We start from the raw sequence: 19154 nt of genomic DNA on the forward strand, positions 1-19154 counted from the left end.
GCGCTCGGTTGCGGGCGCCTGGGCGAACAGCGTACAGACTCCGGTCAGCTTTTATTTTGGGTATTGGTTTAGCCACTGGCGCGCCTGATACCCAACCGGCGCCCATTTCAAACGGGTCGCCTTCCAGAGTTTTCCAAACCCCCGGTCGGCCTCCCGACCGGGGGTTTTGTTTTTTCAGGCCCCAGACATTTGCAACATCAAACAACTTGAGGATTGAGCCATGAACTACGCCACTTATTACCGTTACGACAGTTTTTCCGCCTGGCGATTTACCAGCCACCGCTCGGGACAGCCTGCCGCCTCCGATCGGTCACCTACCGGTGGCATGCCTACGCTGCGGGCCATTACGGCCAATTGTCGAACACCCAAATAGGGCCGGCGCGCGGGAATGAACCCGCTGCCCGCCCAGGAAGCCAGATCATGAATTCGTCCGTCTCCGCTTTGCCGCTGTCCACGCTCAACCCTGCCAATGAAGCCCTGGCCCTGCGCTTGCCGAGTGCATTGCAGCTCAAGCAACGATTGCCGCTTGACAGTGCATTGAGCCAACAGGTCAACACCCATCGCCAAGCCATCCGCGCGATCCTTGATGGCAAGGACTCCCGCCTGCTGGTCATCGTCGGCCCTTGCTCGATCCACGATCCAAAGTCCGCTCTCGAATACGCCGCCAACCTGGCTCGCCTTGCCCGGGACGTGAGCGACAGCATGCTGCTGGTGATGCGCGCCTACGTGGAAAAGCCCCGCACCACCGTGGGCTGGAAGGGCCTGGCCTACGATCCCCATCTCGACGGCAGCGATGACATGGCCGCCGGCCTCGAGCTGTCGCGGGAGTTGATGCGTGAGATGCTGCGACTCGGCCTGCCCGTGGCCACCGAACTGTTGCAGCCCATGGCCGCTGGTTACTTCGATGACCTGCTCAGTTGGGTCGCCATTGGTGCTCGTACCACCGAATCACAGATTCACCGGGAAATGGCCAGCGGACTGAGCATGCCAGTCGGCTTCAAGAACGGCACCGATGGTGGGGTCGGCATCGCCTGCGACGCCATGCGCTCGGCGGCGCACCCTCATCGCCATTTCGGCATCGACAGCCAAGGGCGTCCGGCGGTCATCCAGACCCCGGGCAACCCCGATACGCACCTGGTATTGCGCGGTGGTCATCGCGGACCGAATTATGATCGCCAAAGCGTGGCGCAGATCCACAGTGACCTCGCCCGCCTGAAGATCCCGGCCCGCATCCTGGTCGATTGCAGCCACGCCAACAGCGGCAAGGACCCGTTGCGCCAGCCCCAGGTATTCGAAGACGTGCTGGAACAGCGAGTGCAAGGCAACCGTGCCCTCGTCGGCATGATGCTCGAAAGCCACCTGTTCGAGGGCTGCCAGCCGTTGGGCGCGACGATGCGCTACGGTGTATCGGTCACCGATGGATGCCTTGGCTGGGCGTCTACCGAGCAGTTGCTGCGTCAGGCTCACCGCAGGTTGCGATTGGGAGCCTGAACGGCTGGACGATTTTTTGGCCTGTGGCGCGGGAGCAAGCTTGCCTCGCCACAAGGTTAGTCGTTTGGGCTTGCGTTACGCCCCGGGCGTAACCTGAACGGTAACCTCCGCCGAGCGCTGGCTCACATCATCCAGCCGCTCGACCTGATAGAAAACGTCCACCGATTGTTCTCGCTGTGCTTGCCAATAGGCAGCGGGTACCGTGAAGACGACCGGCTGGCCGGCCGTGGCTTCAGTGATTTCACGTTCCAGGACGTACGGGTAGCTGCCGTTGCATTGCAACCAGACCAACTCGCCCGCTTCCAGCCCAACCCCATCGATAACTACGGTCACGGCCTCCTGCAGCCCCTCGACATCCAGCCAGTCGTCTATCAGCTCCAGTATCCTCGGCGCTTCCAGCGCAGGACGCACCAAAGGACCTAGCCAGACGGATAACGGCTCGGCCCGACGCACTGAATGCCCTCGCCTGACGACATAGCTCAAGGTCAACGAATGCCCCGAATAGGGTGCGATGTCCGCATGATCGATCCAGAGTGACAATCTGTTACCGACCGCGTGAGCCTCGATATCCAGTACGTCGCGCCACAACGGCTTGGAATCCAAAGTGGCGAGGAGGATCAATCGATCGCCGGCCGCCATGTTCGAATAAGGCCGCACAGTTACCGTCGTGCCTTCGGCCACCCGTCCCGGATCAAGACTGCCGCCCACCGCGTCATTGGCAATGAGCGGCAATAGGAGCGGCGCGCTATCGCCGATCTGCAATTGAAGCGGTTGGGAGACCAACACGGCTGGCAACTGCTTACTGGTCACTTGGTACGAGATTTCCAGCGAGCCACCATCAAGCTCAGCGATATGAGGCTCACGCACGACAAAGACCATGCTGCGGCCGACCTGACGCTGCGTGACGAACCGGCGTATTTCGTGGCGGTAATGATTGCCCTCATTATTGAGTCCGTGCCAATAAAGCCGCAGCTCATCTCCGCACGTCATCATCGGGTACGGCTTGATGGAGACGACAGCCCTGCTCCAGGCCGGATCAATGACGCCCTCGCGGGCCCTGGCCAGCGAAGGGGGCGCTAGTTTTCGTAATGAAAGCCGGCTTCTGCCAACAGATGATTTAACGGTCATTTCCAGGCTCCAATCCTTTGGGAAAAGGCACCGTTTCCCGTAACGGTGCCAGACGAAACCATTAGAACGCCGACGCCCCAGTCATACAGCCAGACAACACGACACGGAGAGTGGTCCCTTGCGCCTGCCGGTGTGAGTTTCATGGGCATTTGGCTATCGGAAGAGTCCTAAACCGAAAAAACCGTCTGACGCCCGAGGGACATTTCTCGCGCTTTTTATTCCTATTTCCGCAGCCACCTGCGGTTTCGTCCTACACCGCTCATTACCGGCCTGGATTAAAGTGGTGCCGCAAACATCACATGAACCTCTTCGAAAAAGGTACGAACATGCAACGGAATGCAACCACCCGTTTTCCCATCCTTTTGGTACATGGTTTGTTCGGGTTCGACAGGGTCGGCCCGCTCGAACTTTTCCATCACGTCAAACAGGCATTGCGCACCGCAGGTGCCCGAGTGTTTATCCCGTATGTATCGGCCACACACTCCAACGAAGCGCGCGGCGAACAGTTGCTAGCCCAGATGGAACGGGTTCTTGAGGGAACCGGAGCCGCCAAGGTCAACCTCATCGGCCACGGGCAAGGTGTGTTGGCCGCCCGTTATGCCGCCGCACTGGCGCCCGACGCTGTCGCTTCGGTCACTTCGGTCAGCGGTCCCAACCAGGGGTCGGAACTCGCGGACTTCCTGCGCAAGGCCCTGACCCCGGGCCGCTTGCCGGAGCACGTGGCGAATCGAGTCGCCACACTTTTTGCCGATTTCATCACGCTGCTCAGCGGCCAGGCACAGCTGCCGCAAAATGCCATTGCAGCGCTGGCGGCGCTGACCACCGAAGGCGTAGGCGCCTTCAATGACAAGTATCCACAAGGCCTCCCCCAAAACTGGGGAGGCCATGGGCCACAACTGGTCAATGGCGTTCGTTATTACTCTTGGAGCGGCACGGTGCAGGATACCCCGAGCCAGATTGGCGATCACATGGCGGATCCGTTGCATGATTTCTGCCAGGCTTTTTCCAAATACTTCACCACCGAGGCCGGGCAGAACGATGGCATCGTCGGGCGCTTCAGCTCACATCTGGGCAAAGTGATCCGTTCCGACTATCCAATGAGTCACCTGGACACCATCAACCCGCGCACAGGAGAAGCCTTGCGCAAGGGGAGCGATGCGACAGAACTCTATGTCAGGCACGCAGAACGCTTGCGGCTCGTCGGACTGTGACGCAATTTTGGCAACAAACCCGGAATGATTCCGGTAGGCTGGGCGTTTTTTACGACACTGAAAGGAAAGACCCCCATGGCCAAAGCCACTGCCCGCCACATCCTGGTTTCCAGCGAAGAAAAGTGCAACGAACTCAAGGCCCAGATTGAAGGCGGCGCCGATTTCGCAGAAGTCGCCAAGGCGAACTCTTCATGCCCGTCCAGCCGTCAGGGCGGCGACCTCGGCTCGTTCGGCCCAGGCCAGATGGTCAAGGAATTCGACACCGTGGTGTTCAGCGCCCCGATCAATGTGGTCCAGGGCCCGGTCAAGACCCAGTTTGGCTATCACTTGTTGGAAGTGACCAGCCGCCAGGACTGATCCCGGCCCAGGCTGTTTACTTGATGGCTGTCTGAATCATTGTGGCGAGGGGCCCTCCCTTCGCCTCAAGGCTGGCGATTCAAACGTGACTCGCGTACAAATCGCAGTCATCGATCACCCGGCTCTAAGGCTGACAATGCGACTGGCTTTTCCCTCCTGGTTGTTCACTGCCGTGGTCCTGCTGACTGGCGCCGCAGGCGTGGATGCCGCACCACAACATGCCCTGACCGTTTATGGCGAACCGGCCAAGTACGCCGAAGGCTTCGCCCACTTTGCCTACGCCAATCCCCAAGCTCCAAAAGGCGGGACGATGCGCCGTTCGGCCGTGGAGATCGGCCATTTTGACCATGTGCTGCCCTACATCGACAAAGGCATCGGCGTCAGCCAGATCGACGGCATGCTTTATTCTCCGCTGGCCCAGCGCTCCCTGGACGAACCCTATACCGTCTATGGCCTCGTCGCCGAAAAGATGGAGCGCGCCGAGGATGGCCTTTCCCTGCGCTTCTACCTCAATCCCAAGGCGCGTTTTGCCGATGGCAAGCCCATCACCGCGCAAGACGTGCGCTACAGCTTCGACCTGCTGATGACCCAAGGCAGCCTGCGCTATCGCGCGCAATTCGCTGCCGTCAAAGACGTCGTGGTGGAATCGGAACGCACCGTTCGTTTCGACTTCAAGAACAACGAAAACCGCACCCTGCCCCTGGACGTCGCCACCCTGCCGGTTTTTCCCGAGCATTGGTGGAAGACCCGCGACTTCGCCGACGGTGGCGGCTACGAGCCGCCCCTGGGCAGTGGCCCGTACCGGGTGAGCAAGGTCGATTCGGGCCGCAGCATCACCTTCGAGCGCAACGCCGACTGGTGGGGCAAGGACCTGCCGGTCAGCCGCGGCCTCTATAATTTCGACCATTTCAGCATTGAGTACTTCGGCGACACCGACGTGGCCCGCCAGGTCCTGCGCGGCGGCGCGTACGACTACAACCGCGAGTTTTCCGCCACGGGTTTTGCCATTGGTTACGACAGCCCGGCCCTGCGCGACGGTCGCCTGCAAAAAGCCCACCTCGCCACCGAGGCGCCCCAGCCGGCACAGGGCTTCGTGTTCAACCTGCAACGGCCACAATTCCAGGACCGCCGCGTTCGGCAGGCGCTGGCCATGCTCTGGGATTTCGAATGGAGCAATCGCCAGATGATGCGCAACGCCTACGTGCGCCAGCAAAGCTTTTTCTCCAACACTGACCTCGCCGCCCGGCAGTTGCCCGATGCGGGGGAACTGGCGATCCTCGAACCGCTGCGCGGCAAAGTGCCGGACGAGGTGTTCAGCCAGGTATTCCAGGCACCGAAAACCGACGGCAGCGGCGTGATCCGTGACAAACAACTTCAAGCGCTGGCGTTACTGGAACAGGCCGGCTGGAAGCCTCACGGCGACCGGTTGGTGAATGCCGAAGGCGAGCCGCTGAGCTTCACGTTCCTCAATACCCAGAACGGTATCGACCGTCTGCTGTTGCCCTACAAGCGCACCCTGGCACAAATCGGCATCGACATGAGCATTCGGCGCATCGACTCGTCCCAGTACGTCAATCGGCTCATGAGTCGCGACTACGACATGATCATTACCGGCTATCCGGTCAGCACCTCGCCCGGCATGGAGCTCTACAACTATTTCGGCTCGGCGGCGGCCAACGACCCGGGGGCGAACAACTACATGGCCTTGCAGAATCCTGCCGTGGACGCACTTATCGATGGCCTGGTCAAAGCCACCACCCAGGACGACATGCTCCGCCATGCCCATGCGCTGGACCGGGTGCTGCAGTGGAACTACTACTGGATTCCCAACTACTACCCGCCAGGCAGTTCGACCGTCTGGTGGAACCGCTTCGGCATGCCGAAAGTCCAGGCGAGCAATGACGAAGCCATCGAGAGCTGGTGGGAAGTCAGCACCACGCCGCTGACCAATGAACAGATGACCGCCGAACGCATCAAGCGTGGCTCGCCGGGAGGGCATCGTTGATGTGGGCTTACGTTGCGCGGCGCCTTTTGCTGATCATTCCCACCCTGGTGATCATCCTGCTGGTGAACTTCGTCATCGTCCAGGCGGCGCCGGGCGGTCCGGTGGAACAGGCGATCGCCCAGTTGCAGGGCATCGGCAGCGCCGGCGTCGGCAGCTCGGGCAATGCCATGACCGGCAGTTCCCGCGCCAGCCGGGGCCTGGACCCGCAACTGATCAAGGACATCGAGAAACAGTACGGCTTCGACAAGCCAGCCCATGAGCGCTTGTGGCTAATGCTCACCAGTTACGCCCGCCTGGATTTCGGCAAGAGTTTCTTTCGCGGCGCCACGGTGACTGACCTGATCCTGGAAAAAATGCCGGTGACCATTTCCCTCGGGCTCTGGGCAACGCTGATCACCTACCTGGTCTCGATTCCCCTGGGCATTCGCAAGGCGGTGCGCCACGGTTCGGCATTCGACGTCTGGAGCAGCACCGCGATCATCATCGGCTACGCCATGCCGGCGTTCCTGTTCGCGATGTTCCTGATCGTGATATTCGCTGGCGGCACCTCGCTCAACTGGTTTCCGGTGCGCGGGCTGGTCTCGGACAACTTCGAATCCCTGTCGACGCTGGGTAAGATCGCCGACTACTTCTGGCACCTGGTACTGCCGGTCACGTCGCTGGTGATTGGCGGCTTTGCCACCCTGACGATCCTGACCAAGAACTCGTTCCTCAACGAGATCACCCGGCAATACGTGGTCACGGCGCGGGCCAAGGGCATGAGCGAACGCCGCGTGTTGTATGGACACGTGTTCCGCAATGCAATGCTGCTGGTGGTGTCGGGCATTCCCCAGGCGTTCATCAGCGTGTTCTTCGCCGGCTCGTTGCTGATCGAGGTGATCTTCTCCCTCGACGGCTTGGGGCGCATGAGCTATGAAGCCGCCGTGTCCCGGGACTATCCGGTAGTGTTCGGCTCGCTGTTCATCTTCACGCTGTTCGGCCTGCTGATCAAACTCATCGGCGACCTCTGCTACACCCTGGTGGACCCGCGCATCGACTTCGCCGCGAGGAACGCCTGATGTTCAAGTTATCGCCCTTGGGGCGGCGGCGTTTCGAGCGCTTCAAGAAAAACCGTCGTGGCTGGTGGTCGCTGTGGCTATTCATCGGGCTTTTCGTCCTGTCGCTCGGCGGTGAACTGATCGCCAATGACAAGCCGCTGGTGATGAGCTACGAGGGCTCGCTGTATTTCCCGGTGTTCAAGCGCTACACCGAACAGGAATTCGGCGGCCAGTTGCCGTTCCAGGCCGATTACCGCAGCAACTATGTGCAGGACCTGATCCACAAGGGCAACGGCTGGCTGCTGTTCCCGCCCATTCCGTTCAGCGCCGACACGCCCAACTATGACCTCAATCAACCGGCCCCAAGCCCGCCATCGAGCGTCAATTGGCTGGGCACCGACGACCAGGCCCGGGACGTCATGGCGCGGGTCATCTTCGGTGCGCGGGTGTCGATCCTGTTCGCCCTGGCGCTGACCGCGATCAGCGCCGTGATTGGCATTGCCGCCGGAGCCTTGCAGGGTTACTACGGCGGCTGGGTGGACCTGCTGGGGCAACGCCTGCTGGAAGTCTGGTCCGGGCTGCCGGTGCTCTACCTGCTAATCATCCTGTCGGGTTTCGTCGAGCCCAACTTCTGGTGGCTGCTGGGGATCATGGCGCTGTTTTCCTGGCTGGCCCTGGTGGACGTGGTACGCGCCGAGTTCCTGCGCGGGCGCAACCTCGAATACGTCAAGGCCGCCAGGGCCTTGGGCCTGTCCGACCGCAAGGTAATCGTGCGGCATATCCTGCCTAACGCCATGAATGCCACCTTGAGCTACCTGCCGTTCATTCTCACTGGCGCGATTTCCACCCTGACAGCCCTGGATTTCCTGGGATTCGGCATGCCGGCGGGCAGCGCCTCCCTGGGTGAGCTGATCGCCCAGGGCAAGCAGAACCTGCAAGCGCCGTGGTTGGGGCTGACGGCGTTTTTCACGTTGGCGCTGATTCTTTCTTTATTGGTGTTTATCGGTGAGGCGTTGCGAGACGCATTCGACCCTCGGTCTTGACCCTCGGTCTTGACCCACGATCATGAGCGAAACCCTGAGATGAGCGACAACCTGATCGAAATTCGTGACCTGAGCGTGGCCTTTGACGACCAGGCGGTGGTGCGCAACCTGTGCCTGGACATTCGCCCTGGCGAATGCCTGGCGCTGGTGGGCGAGTCGGGTTCCGGCAAGTCAGTGACAGCCCATTCGATCCTGCAACTGTTGCCGGAAACCGGCACGCGCACAACCGGCAGCATTCGCTATCGCGGTGAAGAACTGGTGGGTGCCGAGGCCAAGACGCTACGGGAGCTGCGCGGCAACCGGATCGCCATGATCTTCCAGGAACCGATGACTTCCCTGAATCCGTTGCACAGCGTTGAAAAGCAGATCGGCGAAACCCTGATGCTGCATCGCGGCCTGGGTGGCAAGGCCGCACGAGCGCGCATCCTGGAATTGCTCGCCCTGGTCGGCATCCAGAAACCCGCCGAACGACTCAAGGCCTATCCGCATCAGCTCTCCGGCGGCCAGCGCCAGCGCGTCATGATCGCCATGGCCCTGGCTTGCGAGCCGGAACTGTTGATCGCCGACGAACCGACCACCGCCCTGGACGTGACGGTGCAGCGCAAGATCCTGCTGCTGCTCAAGTCGCTGCAGCAGCGCCTTGGCATGTCCTTGCTGTTGATCAGCCACGACCTCAACCTGGTGCGCAGCATCGCCCAACGGGTGTGCGTGATGAAGGCCGGGGAGATCGTCGAACAGGCACCTTGCGAGACTCTTTTCAGCGCACCGAAACATCCCTATAGCTGCGAGCTGCTGCACGCCGAACCGGAAGGCGAAGCCCTGCCCCGGGATGAACGCGAAGAAGTCCTGCAGGTCGAGGATCTGCGGGTCAGCTTCCCGCTCGGCGGCGGATTGTTCCGGCGCAAAGAATATCTGCGGGCCGTGGACGGCATCAGCCTGAGCATCCAGCGCGGCAAGACCCTGGGCATCGTCGGCGAGTCCGGCTCCGGCAAATCCACGCTCGGCCAGGCGATCGTGCGACTGATCGAATCCGAAGGCAGCATCCGTTTCCAGGGCCAGGCGTTGGATCACCTGTCGCACAAGGCGCTGCGACCATGGCGCAAGCAGATGCAGATCGTATTCCAGGACCCGTTCGGCAGCCTCAGCCCGCGCATGTCGGTGCAGCAGATCATCAGCGAAGGCCTCGAAGTCCACAGTCCTTCCAGCGCCGAGGCGTGTGAGGCGCAGGTGATCCAGGCCCTCAAGGAAGTCGGCCTCGACCCGCAGAGCCGCCACCGCTACCCCCATGAGTTTTCCGGCGGCCAGCGCCAGCGCATCGCCATTGCCCGGGCATTGGTGCTCAAGCCGGCCCTGATCCTGCTGGACGAACCGACGTCGGCCCTGGACCGCACCGTGCAAAAACAAGTGGTCACCCTGCTCCGCCAGCTTCAGGAAAAGTACGGTTTGACGTACCTGTTCATCAGTCACGACCTGGCAGTGGTGCGCGCCCTGGCCCACGACATGATCGTGATCAAGGATGGCAAGGTGGTCGAGCAAGGCCCCAGCCATGAGGTCTTCGAGGCGCCACAGCATCCCTACACCAAGGAGCTGCTGGCAGCGGCGCATCCAGGGTCGGCGTGACGCGATCAGGCGTCGCCGCGCTGGTCCATGGCGTGGGCAAACTCGCCGATCACCTCGACCACCTGTTGCGCGCCACGATGGATATCCAGGATGACCGTGCCTGCCTGGTTCGCCAGCTTCACGCCTTGCTCTGCCTTGAGCGTGCTTGACTGCATGCTGGACACTGCCTGCCTTGCCAGCTCGCGGTTCTTGCCGACCACATCGGAGATGGCCACGGTGGCCTGGCTGGTGCGGCGCGCAAGGTTGCGCACCTCATCGGCGACCACCGCGAAACCGCGGCCCTGCTCCCCTGCCCGAGCCGCTTCGATGGCCGCATTGAGTGCCAGCAGGTTGGTTTGCTCTGCGATCCCCCGGATGGCGTCGACGATGCTGCCGATCTCTTCGGACTGAGCGCTCAAGGCGCCGATGCCCATGGCGACCTGCTGCAATTCATCGGCAATGCTCTGAACCACCGTCACTGTCTGCTGGACGACCGAGGTTCCCAGCTGTGTGTGCTCGTCGGTTCTGCGGGACGTTTCGAAAGCCAGTCGCGCCGCCTTGGATTCTGTTTGGCGCTGCTCGACTTCTCGGGTGATGTCGGTGGCGAACTTGACCACGCCATACAAGCGGCCATTGGCGTCATAGAGCGGGTTGTACGTCGCTTGCAGCCAGACCGTCGCGCCGCGTTTGTCGACGCGCTGGAACTGCCCGCTCATGTATTGGCCACGGTTCAGCGCGGCCCAAAAACCGCGATAGGCTTCGCCTTGCACTTCGCTGGGATTGCAAAACACGCGGTGATGCTGGCCGAGCACTTCTTCGCGTCGATACCCCATGACTTTGAGGAAATTCTCATTGGCGCGCACCACGGTTCCGCTCAGGTCAAACTCGATGACTGCCATCGAGCGGTCTATCGCCTGCATGACACTGGATTCGGCCTGGGCGCGAAGCACGCGCTCATGGCAGTTGCGCACGATCTGGACAACGCGCTGAAAGCCTGAGCCCTGGTCGCGCACCGGGGCGTAGCTTGCCTCCACCCAAACCCCGCCGCCCGCGCGCCGCATGTGCAGGAACTGTGCCTCGGCGCTTTCGCCGCGTGCCAACTGCTGCCACAACGCGGTGTGTTCCCGACTGCTCCCATAGGCCGGTTCGCAGAACATCGAGTGATGCTTACCCACGACCTCATCGAGGGAATAACCGGTCATCGCGAGGAAAATCGGGCTGGCGCCGAGCACCTCTCCCGTTACCGTGAACTCGACGACTGCCATGGCGCCGTAGAGTGCCGCACGCTCTGCTTCAAGGATCGCCTGCCTGGCCTGAATCTGGTGCAAAGCGTCCTGGTGCTTGCGAGTGCGAATGAACATGGGTACCGCTCCCGGAGACGTTGACTGCATGACGATGGCTGCCTGAAGGTCGTGACCTTGGCTGGACACTATTAAGCCACTACTTTCCAAAACTTGTACAGTTTTTTGTTTTTGTACAATTAACGGATCATGCACCTGTCCACGGTTGTCGGAATCAGTTCCAACCCATTTTCCAGCGCCTGCTGTCCCGCAGCGCCTGCCACTCCAGAAGTTCGGTGCGTGCGCTGTGAACCGCCTGCAGCTCGACTTGGACCGGCACGCCCTGTTCATCGCAAAGCAACTGGATAACGAGGAAATGTTTCTCTCGATTGACCGGCTCGCACGCCGTCCATTTGGAAAGCTTGAGCTTTCGGGGGTTGAATCGGTTCAAAGGATTGCTCGCAATTTCATGTACACAATCATCTAACTGTACAAGTTTATGACCCACCTAACCACGCACCTTTAGAAGGGAGTGTTGATCAGACTGCTTGCCCCGGCATAATGCAGCCGAACGAGCGGCTGCCTATTGCAAGCCATCCTTTCCTGGAAATGGCCGATGAACCCCACCGAAAGCCTCAAGGATTACAAGCGCGTGCGCACGCTGGCGATCCGCTCGTTGTTCGAGATCATCGAGCAATCCAGCGAAGGCACGGTGATCGTCGACCGCGACGCAAACATCGTCTGGATGAACGAACGCTACGCACGTCGCTTCGGCCTCAATTCGGCGCAAGAGGCCATCGGCCGGGCCTGTGAAAGTGTCATCCCGGGCAGCCTTTTGCGTGAAGTGGTGCGCACCGGGCGGCCGATCCTGCTGGACATGCAGGACACGCCCAAGGAACCGCTGGTGGTGATGCGCCTGCCGATCCACGACAGCGCCGGCGCGGTGATCGGCGCCATCGGCTTTGCCCTGTTCGATGAGCTGCGCAGCCTGTCGCCGATGCTCAAGCGCTACCTGAGCATGCAGGAAGAACTGGCCTCTACCCGCTCGCTGTTGCGGGCACGGCAGACCAAATACAACTTTGCTCATTTCATTGGCACCAGCGCTGCGGGGCTCGAGGTCAAGCGTCGCGCCCGACGCAGCGCCAGCACCGATTCCCCTGTGTTGCTGCTCGGCGAAACCGGCACCGGCAAGGAGCTGCTGGCCCAGGCGATCCATGGTGCTTCGCCACGTGCCCACAAGGCCTTTGTCAGCATCAACAGCGCCGCCATTCCAGAGTCCTTGCTGGAAGCCGAGTTCTTCGGCACCGCACCCGGCGCCTTTACCGGCGCCGACCGCAAGGGCCGCGCCGGCAAACTGCAAATCGCCCAGGGCGGCACGTTGTTCCTCGACGAAATCGGCGACATGCCACTGCCGTTGCAAAGCAAGCTGCTGCGCGTGCTGCAAGAAAAGGAATACGAACCTGTAGGCTCCAACGAAGTGCTGCAAAGCGATGTCCGGGTCATCGCCGCGACCTCCACCAACCTCGAGGCGGCAATCCAGCGCGGCGAGTTCCGCGCGGACTTGTACTACCGCCTCAACGTCTTGCCGATCCAGGTCCCGCCGCTGCGCGAACGGCTGGACGACCTGCCGGCCTTGAGCGAGGCGATTCTGGAAGAACTGCGCAGCCAGCACGAACTGAACCACGACGCCCTCGACTTGCTGGGCCAGCACGCTTGGCCAGGCAACATCCGGGAGCTGCGCAACGTGCTGGAACGGGCCGCGTTGCTCAGTGACGATTTGGTGCTTACCGCCGCCGATATGCGTGCCGCCATTGGCACTTTTATGCCAGTCACGCGTGCAGCGAGCCCCAACCTGGAGCCGTTGCCCCAGGAAACCTTCAGCCAGGCCCGGGCCCGATTTGACCGGCATCTGATCGAAACCACCCTCGCGCAGTGTGGGGGGCGGGTAATTGAGGCGGCCGAGCGATTGGGGCTCGGACGGTCGACGCTGTACAAGAAGATGGTGGCGTTAGGGATTGCGGAGTCTCAATAATGAGACTCTATATCTCAAAATAGGGATGTCTTTTTTGAAGCGCTGTCGCGCTTATCGCGAGCAAGCTCGCTCCCACAGAAATCGGCTTTCTTCCTGACACTGAGATCACCTGTGGGAACGAGCTTGCTCGCGATGAGGCCAGCAGACTCAACAAACAATCTCAAAACAGAGACAAAACTTTCCAATCCGCCCTAAGAAACAAAACAATCCCCTTATTTTTCAACCGGTTACCTATCTGGCACAAAACTCGCTATAGCCCTCCCACCGCTTCACCCACAAAAATAACAATCCAGGAGACACACCATGAGTGTGATCATTGCCTTGGCAGCCCTCACGCTGCTGATGGTTGCCGCCTACCGTGGCTACAGCGTCATCCTCTTTGCCCCCATTGCCGCCCTCGGCGCGGTCCTGCTCACTGATCCGTCCGCCGTCGCCCCTGCGTTCACCGGGGTGTTCATGGACAAGATGGTCGGTTTCATCAAACTCTACTTCCCGGTGTTTTTGCTCGGCGCCGTGTTCGGCAAGCTGATCGAGCTGTCGGGTTTCTCCCGCTCCATCGTCGCGGCGGCGATTCGCCTGTTGGGCACGCGCCAGGCCATGCTGGTGATCGTACTGGTCTGCGCGGTACTGACGTATGGCGGCGTGTCGCTGTTCGTGGTGGTGTTCGCGGTCTATCCATTCGCGGCCGAGATGTTCCGCCAGAGCAACATCCCCAAGCGGTTGATCCCGGCCACCATCGCCCTCGGTGCGTTCTCGTTCACCATGGACGCCCTGCCCGGCACGCCGCAGATCCAGAACATCATCCCCAGCACTTTCTTCAACACCACCGCCTGGGCGGCGCCGTGGCTGGGCGTGATCGGTACGATCTTCGTGTTCTGCTTCGGCATGCTGTTCTTGCAGCGTCAACGCAACAAGGCCCAGCGCACGGGTGAAGGCTACGGCACGGAGCTGCGCAACGAACCGGAAACCGCTGAAGACATCAAGCTGCCCAACCCCTGGATCGCCGTTTCGCCGCTGTTGGCCGTGGGCGTCATGAACCTGCTGTTCACCCAGTGGATCCCCCAGTGGTACGGCAAGACCCACAGCCTGGCGTTGCCGGGCATGGCGGCACCGGTGACCAGCGACATCGCCAAGCTCACCGCGATCTGGGCCGTGCAAGCAGCATTGCTGGTGGGCATCGTCATGGTGCTGCTGTTCGGCTTCCGGGCCATTCGCAGCAAGCTGGCCGAAGGCAGCAAGAGCGCGGTGGGCGGTGCGTTGCTCGCGGCCATGAACACCGCTTCGGAATACGGTTTTGGTGCGGTGATCGCCTCCCTGCCGGGCTTCCTGGTGCTGGCCGACTGGCTCAAGAACATCCCCAATCCACTGGTCAACGAAGCCGTGACCGTAACGCTGCTCGCGGGCATCACCGGCTCCGCATCGGGCGGCATGAGCATCGCCCTGGCGGCGATGTCGCAAACTTTCATCAGCGCCGCCAACGCCGCCAATATCCCGCTGGAAGTGCTCCATCGGGTAGCGGCCATGGCCAGCGGCGGCATGGACACCCTGCCCCACAACGGCGCGGTCATCACCTTGCTGGCGGTGACCGGCCTGACCCACCGCGAAGCCTACAAAGACATTTTCTGCATTACGCTGATCAAGACCCTCGCGGTGTTCTTCGTGATCGGTGTGTTCTACGCCACTGGCATTGTGTGAGGTTCCCATGACAACCACTCTTTCGGGCAAGACCGCCCTGGTCACCGGCTCCACCAGCGGCATCGGCCTGGGCATCGCCCTGAGCCTGGCCAAGGCCGGCGCCAACCTGATCCTCAACGGCTTTGGCGATGCGTCGGCGGTGGTCGCCGAAGTCGCGCAACACGGTGTCAAAGTTGGCCACCATCCGGCCGATGTCAGCGACCCGGCGCAGATCGCCGACATGCTCGCCTACGCCGAGCGCGAATTCGGCGGGGTCGACATTCTGGTGAACAACGCCGGTATCCAGCACGTGGCCGCCGTGGAGGATTTTCCGGTGGAGCGCTGGGACTCGATCATCGCCATCAACCTGTCCTCGGTGTTCCACGCCACTCGGCTGAGCCTCCCCGGCATGCGCGCCAAAGGCTGGGGGCGCATCGTCAATATCGCTTCGGTGCATGGGCAGGTCGGTTCGGTGGGCAAGGCAGCGTACGTCGCGGCCAAGCATGGGGTGATCGGCCTGACCAAGGTGGTCGGCCTGGAAACCGCCACCAGCAACGTGACCTGCAACGCCATCTGCCCGGGCTGGGTGTTGACGCCGCTGGTGCAGAAGCAGATCGACGACCGCATCGCCACCGGCGTGGACCCGCAACAGGCCCAGCATGATTTGCTGGCCGAGAAGCAGCCCTCCCTGGATTTCGTCACCCCGCCGCAACTGGGTGAGCTGGTGCTGTTCCTGTGCAGCGAAGCCGGGAGCCAGGTGCGGGGCGCGGCGTGGAATATTGATGGGGGGTGGTTGGCTCAATAACCCCGCGCCCCCAAGCTTGTGTGGCGAGGGAGCTTGCTCCCGCTGGTCTGCGCAGCAGGCCCAGATTGCGTCTGCTACGCAGCCGAGCGGGAGCAAGCTCCCTCGCCACAGAAGCGCTCCTCGCCACATCCAGCGCCTTGTGCTGAACTATTTGCAAGCCCCCAAAAACAAGAGGCAAACCATGTCCGACATCCTCTGGCAGCCCAGCCCCGAACGCATCGCCCAGTCGCGAATGGACGCCTTTCGCCGGTTCGTCAACGAACGGCACTTGCTGCAACTCAACGACTACCCGACCCTGCACGCCTGGAGCATCGAGGCGCGCGAAGCCTTCTGGCAGGCCATCGTCGACTTCTTTGAAATCCGCTTTCACCAAGCGCCCGCCGAGGTGCTGGTGGAAGACATGAAAATGCCCAGCGCCCGCTGGTTTCCAGGGGCGACGCTGAATTTTGCCGAACATTTATTGCGCCGCCGCGACAACGCCGTGGCGGTAGTCGCGCTCGACGAGAGCAGCAATGAAGAAAAGCTCACCTGGGCCGATCTCGCCGCCCATGTCGCCGGGCTGCAAAAGAGTTTGCAAGCCGCTGGCGTGACCCAGGGCGACCGGGTCGCCGCCTGCATGCCCAACACCTGGCAGACGCTGGTTGGCATGCTCGCCACCACCAGCCTGGGCGCCATTTGGTCATGCTCGTCGCCGGACTTCGGCACTCAAGGGGTGATCGACCGTTTCGGCCAGATCGAGCCCAAGGTCCTGATCACCTGCGCCGGTTATCGCTATGCCGGGAAAACCATCGACCAGCGACCCAAGGCCAACGAAATCCTCGAACGGCTTCCATCGTTGCAGCAGTTGATCGTGCTGCCCTACGCCCAACCCGATACGCGCGTCGAAGACTTCAAGACTCCGGCCCGCGTGGCGCTGTGGGACAGCTTCTACCAATGCGGCGGCGAGCCGGCGTTCACTGCCGTGCCGTTCGATCATCCGCTGTACATCCTCTATTCCAGCGGCACCACCGGCGTGCCGAAGTGCATCATCCACGGCACCGGCGGTGTGCTGCTGCAACATGCCAAGGAACACGGTTTGCACGTCGACCTGGGTCCCGAAGACCGGCTGTTCTACTACACCACCTGCGGCTGGATGATGTGGAATTGGCTGGTGTCGGCGCTGGCCGTGGGCAGCGCGGTGGTGCTGTATGACGGCTCGCCGTTCCACCCCGGCCCGGAGCGCCTGCTCGACCTGATCGACCGACAAGCCATCAGCGTGTTCGGCACCAGCCCCAAATACCTCGCCGCCCTGGAAAGCCAAGGCATCAAGCCACGCCAAACCCATGACCTGGGCAGCCTGAGGACCATCCTGTCCACCGGATCAGCCCTGGCGCCTCACAGTTACGATTATGTCTATCGCGACTTCAAGGCCGACGTGTGCCTGGCCTCGATGTCCGGCGGCACCGACATCGTGTCGTGCTTCGTCAACGGCAATCCGCTGGCTCCCGTGCGTCGCGGCGAAATGCAGGGCAAGAGCCTGGGCATGGCGGTACAGGTGTGGAACCCTGCCGGCGAAGCGGTGGTGGGTGAAAAGGGCGAACTGGTCTGCACCCGGCATTTTCCAGCGATGCCCATCGGGCTTTGGAATGATCCGCACCAGGAAAAACTTCGCGCCTCCTATTTCAGCCAGTTCCCGGGCGTTTGGGCCCAAGGCGACTACGCCGAAGAGCTGCTCCACGGCGGCTTCCTGATCCACGGACGCTCCGACGCGGTGCTCAACCCCGGTGGCGTGCGCATCGGCACGGCGGAAATCTATCGGCAGGTGGAAAAAGTCGAAGAGGTCCTGGACAGCGTCGCCATCGGCCAGCAGTGGCTGAATGATGTGAGGGTGGTGCTGTTCGTGCGCCTGCGGGACGGCTTGGCCCTGGATGACGCGCTGGAGCAGAAGATTCGCCAGGTGATCCGTGCCAACACGACGCCGCGCCATGTGCCGGCGAAAATCCTCGCGGTGAGCGATATTCCGCGGACCATCAGCGGCAAGGTGGTGGAGTTGGCTGTACGCAACGTGGTGCACGGCGAGCCGGTGAAGAACACCGATGCGCTGGCTAACCCCGAGGCGTTGGAACAGTTTCGTGGGCGGGTGGAGCTGGCGAGCTGAGCATCGCACACGGTCTTCGTGGCGAGGGGATTTATCCCCGCTGGGCTGTGAAGCAGCCCCATGCTGACGTCTGACATATCGAGGTGGCTGGTTTCGGGCCGCTACGCGCCCCAGCGGGGATAAATCCCCTCGCCACAACGGGTCACCTCAGTCCATCAGCCCCCATTCCCCGCCCGCCGACGGCTCAGCCGGTGGCGCCGCGCCCGACTCCGCATGCAACTTCAGCCGCAAGCGCAAATTGTTCGCCGAATCCGCGTTTTTCAGCGCTTCTTCATCGTCGATCGCTCCTTCAACCACCAGATTGAATAGCGCTTGGTCGAACGTCTGCATGCCCAGCTCTTCGGACTTTTCCATGATGCCCTTGAGCTCGCCCAGTTCGTTGCGCCGGATCAGGTCGGCCACCGTGGGCGAGCCAAGCATCACCTCCACCGCTGCCCGCCGCTGGCCGGTGCGGGTGCGCACCAGGCGCTGGGAGACGAACGCCTTGAGGTTGTTGCCCAAATCCTGCAGCAGTTGCGGCCGGCGCTCTTCCGGAAAGAAATTGATCACCCGGTCCAGGGCCTGGTTGGCGTTGTGGGCATGCAAGGTAGAAATCACCAAGTGGCCGGTGTCAGCGAAGGCCAAGGCGTGTTCCATGGTTTCGCGGTCGCGAATTTCGCCGATCAGCACCACATCTGGCGCCTGGCGCAAAGTGTTCTTGAGCGCAGCATGGAAACTACGGGTATCCACGCCGACTTCTCGCTGGTTGACGATGGATTTCTTGTGCCGGTGAATATATTCCACCGGGTCCTCGATGGTGATGATGTGGCCGCTGCTGTTGCGGTTGCGATAATCGATCAGCGCCGCCAGGGACGTCGATTTACCCGAGCCCGTGGCGCCGACGAACAGCATCAGCCCTTGCTTGTGCATGATCGATTCCAGCAGCACCTTCGGCAGCTTCAGGTCTTCGAAGCGCGGGATGTCCAGCTTGACGTTGCGTATGACCATGGACACGTCATTGCGCTGCTTGAAGATGTTGACGCGGAACCGTCCGACACCCGCCAGGGAAATCGCCAGGTTCATTTCCAGTTCCCGATCGAACTCAAGGCGCTGTTCGGCGTCCATCAATGACTCGGCAAGCCCGGCGATATCGCCGACCTTGAACGCCTGGTTGCTCAGCGGCTTGAGCACACCTTCGAATCGCGCGCAGGGCGGCGCGCCGGTGGACATGTAGAGGTCGGAGCCGTCCTGGCTTGCCAGGATTCGTAATAAAGGATCAATTTCCATGGCCATAAAAACTTCCGAAAACTTCAATGGACACGCTGACCCGAGCCAGAAAAACTTCAGATCAACCCGCGCTTACCTTCTTCAAAGGA

General features: G+C 61.6%; 15 protein-coding genes and 1 pseudogene. 11 read left to right on the plus strand and 5 right to left on the minus strand.

Going from position 1 to position 19154, the window contains the following annotated elements:
* Positions 1-420: 420 nt before the first annotated feature.
* A complete protein-coding gene (locus tag J3P79_RS15900) occupies positions 421-1491 on the plus strand; it encodes a 3-deoxy-7-phosphoheptulonate synthase (RefSeq protein ID WP_434604016.1) in 1071 nt (356 codons plus the stop codon).
* 75 nt (positions 1492-1566) lie between these two features.
* Here J3P79_RS15900 and J3P79_RS15905 read toward each other — a convergent pair whose 3' ends face one another.
* The gene (locus tag J3P79_RS15905) at positions 1567-2619 is read right to left on the minus strand and encodes a hypothetical protein (RefSeq protein ID WP_434604019.1); all 1053 of its coding nucleotides are present in this window, start codon (positions 2617-2619) and stop codon (positions 1567-1569) included.
* A 326-nt stretch (positions 2620-2945) separates the two neighbouring features.
* Between J3P79_RS15905 and J3P79_RS15910 the strand changes: the two genes are divergently transcribed.
* The 6 genes from J3P79_RS15910 (at position 2946) to J3P79_RS15935 (ending at position 9892) form a co-directional block, all read left to right on the plus strand.
* Positions 2946-3830, plus strand: a complete 885-nt coding sequence (locus J3P79_RS15910; RefSeq protein ID WP_434611500.1) for an esterase/lipase family protein — start codon at positions 2946-2948, stop codon at positions 3828-3830.
* 75 nt (positions 3831-3905) lie between these two features.
* The gene (locus tag J3P79_RS15915; protein ID WP_264427973.1) at positions 3906-4187 is read left to right on the plus strand and encodes a peptidylprolyl isomerase; all 282 of its coding nucleotides are present in this window, start codon (positions 3906-3908) and stop codon (positions 4185-4187) included.
* 136 nt (positions 4188-4323) lie between these two features.
* On the plus strand, positions 4324-6192 hold the full coding sequence (locus J3P79_RS15920; protein WP_434604023.1) for an extracellular solute-binding protein: 1869 nt from the start codon (positions 4324-4326) through the stop codon (positions 6190-6192).
* Positions 6192-7250, plus strand: coding sequence for a microcin C ABC transporter permease YejB (locus J3P79_RS15925; RefSeq protein WP_434604026.1), 1059 nt, complete (start codon positions 6192-6194; stop codon positions 7248-7250). The genes J3P79_RS15920 and J3P79_RS15925 overlap by 1 nt, the downstream gene beginning before the upstream one ends.
* Positions 7250-8272 (plus strand): ABC transporter permease, encoded by a 1023-nt coding sequence (locus J3P79_RS15930; RefSeq protein WP_434604029.1) that lies wholly within the window; start codon positions 7250-7252, stop codon positions 8270-8272. Before J3P79_RS15925 ends, J3P79_RS15930 begins: the two co-directional genes overlap by 1 nt.
* A 39-nt stretch (positions 8273-8311) precedes the next feature.
* Entirely contained in the window at positions 8312-9892 is a 1581-nt protein-coding gene (locus J3P79_RS15935; RefSeq protein WP_434604032.1) for an ABC transporter ATP-binding protein, read from the plus strand.
* A 5-nt stretch (positions 9893-9897) separates the two neighbouring features.
* On the opposite strand, the gene J3P79_RS15940 is transcribed toward J3P79_RS15935, so the two are convergent.
* From J3P79_RS15940 to J3P79_RS15950, 3 genes and pseudogenes are all read right to left on the minus strand, one after another.
* A complete protein-coding gene (locus J3P79_RS15940) occupies positions 9898-10488 on the minus strand; it encodes a methyl-accepting chemotaxis protein (RefSeq protein WP_434611503.1) in 591 nt (196 codons plus the stop codon).
* A 12-nt stretch (positions 10489-10500) separates the two neighbouring features.
* Positions 10501-11262 (minus strand): annotated as a pseudogene (locus J3P79_RS15945) (PAS domain-containing protein); the annotation flags it as partial.
* Positions 11263-11386: 124 nt separating this feature from the next.
* Entirely contained in the window at positions 11387-11602 is a 216-nt protein-coding gene (locus J3P79_RS15950; protein ID WP_434611506.1) for a TIGR02450 family Trp-rich protein, read from the minus strand.
* A 165-nt stretch (positions 11603-11767) separates the two neighbouring features.
* Here J3P79_RS15950 and J3P79_RS15955 point away from each other — a divergent pair, with 165 nt between their 5' ends.
* The 4 genes from J3P79_RS15955 (at position 11768) to J3P79_RS15970 (ending at position 17799) form a co-directional block, all read left to right on the plus strand.
* On the plus strand, positions 11768-13183 hold the full coding sequence (locus tag J3P79_RS15955; RefSeq protein WP_434604035.1) for a sigma-54 interaction domain-containing protein: 1416 nt from the start codon (positions 11768-11770) through the stop codon (positions 13181-13183).
* A gap of 303 nt (positions 13184-13486) precedes the next feature.
* Entirely contained in the window at positions 13487-14878 is a 1392-nt protein-coding gene (locus J3P79_RS15960; RefSeq protein WP_039589505.1) for a GntP family permease, read from the plus strand.
* Between the two features lie 7 nt (positions 14879-14885).
* The gene (hbdH, locus tag J3P79_RS15965; RefSeq protein WP_434604038.1) at positions 14886-15662 is read left to right on the plus strand and encodes a 3-hydroxybutyrate dehydrogenase; all 777 of its coding nucleotides are present in this window, start codon (positions 14886-14888) and stop codon (positions 15660-15662) included.
* A 181-nt stretch (positions 15663-15843) separates the two neighbouring features.
* Complete coding sequence (locus J3P79_RS15970; RefSeq protein WP_434604041.1) at positions 15844-17799, plus strand: acetoacetate--CoA ligase; 1956 nt, start codon at positions 15844-15846, stop codon at positions 17797-17799.
* A 147-nt stretch (positions 17800-17946) separates the two neighbouring features.
* Here J3P79_RS15970 and J3P79_RS15975 read toward each other — a convergent pair whose 3' ends face one another.
* Positions 17947-19065 (minus strand): PilT/PilU family type 4a pilus ATPase, encoded by a 1119-nt coding sequence (locus J3P79_RS15975; RefSeq protein WP_434611508.1) that lies wholly within the window; start codon positions 19063-19065, stop codon positions 17947-17949.
* Positions 19066-19154: the final 89 nt, after the last annotated feature.

Source organism: Pseudomonas sp. R1-7 (genome assembly GCF_051132105.1).
Taxonomy (GTDB): Bacteria; Pseudomonadota; Gammaproteobacteria; order Pseudomonadales; family Pseudomonadaceae; genus Aquipseudomonas.

Excerpts from the sequence above, each read along its gene's own strand:
- J3P79_RS15915 (WP_264427973.1), top strand. The coding sequence starts at position 3,906 with ATGGCCAAAGCCACTGCCCGCCACATCCTGGTTTCCAGCGAAGAAAAG.
- hbdH (WP_434604038.1), top strand. The coding sequence starts at position 14,886 with ATGACAACCACTCTTTCGGGCAAGACCGCCCTGGTCACCGGCTCCACC.
- J3P79_RS15900 (WP_434604016.1), top strand. The coding sequence starts at position 421 with ATGAATTCGTCCGTCTCCGCTTTGCCGCTGTCCACGCTCAACCCTGCC.
- J3P79_RS15905 (WP_434604019.1), bottom strand. The coding sequence starts at position 2,619 with ATGACCGTTAAATCATCTGTTGGCAGAAGCCGGCTTTCATTACGAAAA.
- J3P79_RS15925 (WP_434604026.1), top strand. The coding sequence starts at position 6,192 with ATGTGGGCTTACGTTGCGCGGCGCCTTTTGCTGATCATTCCCACCCTG.
- J3P79_RS15920 (WP_434604023.1), top strand. The coding sequence starts at position 4,324 with ATGCGACTGGCTTTTCCCTCCTGGTTGTTCACTGCCGTGGTCCTGCTG.
- J3P79_RS15970 (WP_434604041.1), top strand. The coding sequence starts at position 15,844 with ATGTCCGACATCCTCTGGCAGCCCAGCCCCGAACGCATCGCCCAGTCG.
- J3P79_RS15955 (WP_434604035.1), top strand. The coding sequence starts at position 11,768 with ATGAACCCCACCGAAAGCCTCAAGGATTACAAGCGCGTGCGCACGCTG.
- J3P79_RS15975 (WP_434611508.1), bottom strand. The coding sequence starts at position 19,065 with ATGGAAATTGATCCTTTATTACGAATCCTGGCAAGCCAGGACGGCTCC.
- J3P79_RS15910 (WP_434611500.1), top strand. The coding sequence starts at position 2,946 with ATGCAACGGAATGCAACCACCCGTTTTCCCATCCTTTTGGTACATGGT.
- J3P79_RS15930 (WP_434604029.1), top strand. The coding sequence starts at position 7,250 with ATGTTCAAGTTATCGCCCTTGGGGCGGCGGCGTTTCGAGCGCTTCAAG.
- J3P79_RS15935 (WP_434604032.1), top strand. The coding sequence starts at position 8,312 with ATGAGCGACAACCTGATCGAAATTCGTGACCTGAGCGTGGCCTTTGAC.
- J3P79_RS15960 (WP_039589505.1), top strand. The coding sequence starts at position 13,487 with ATGAGTGTGATCATTGCCTTGGCAGCCCTCACGCTGCTGATGGTTGCC.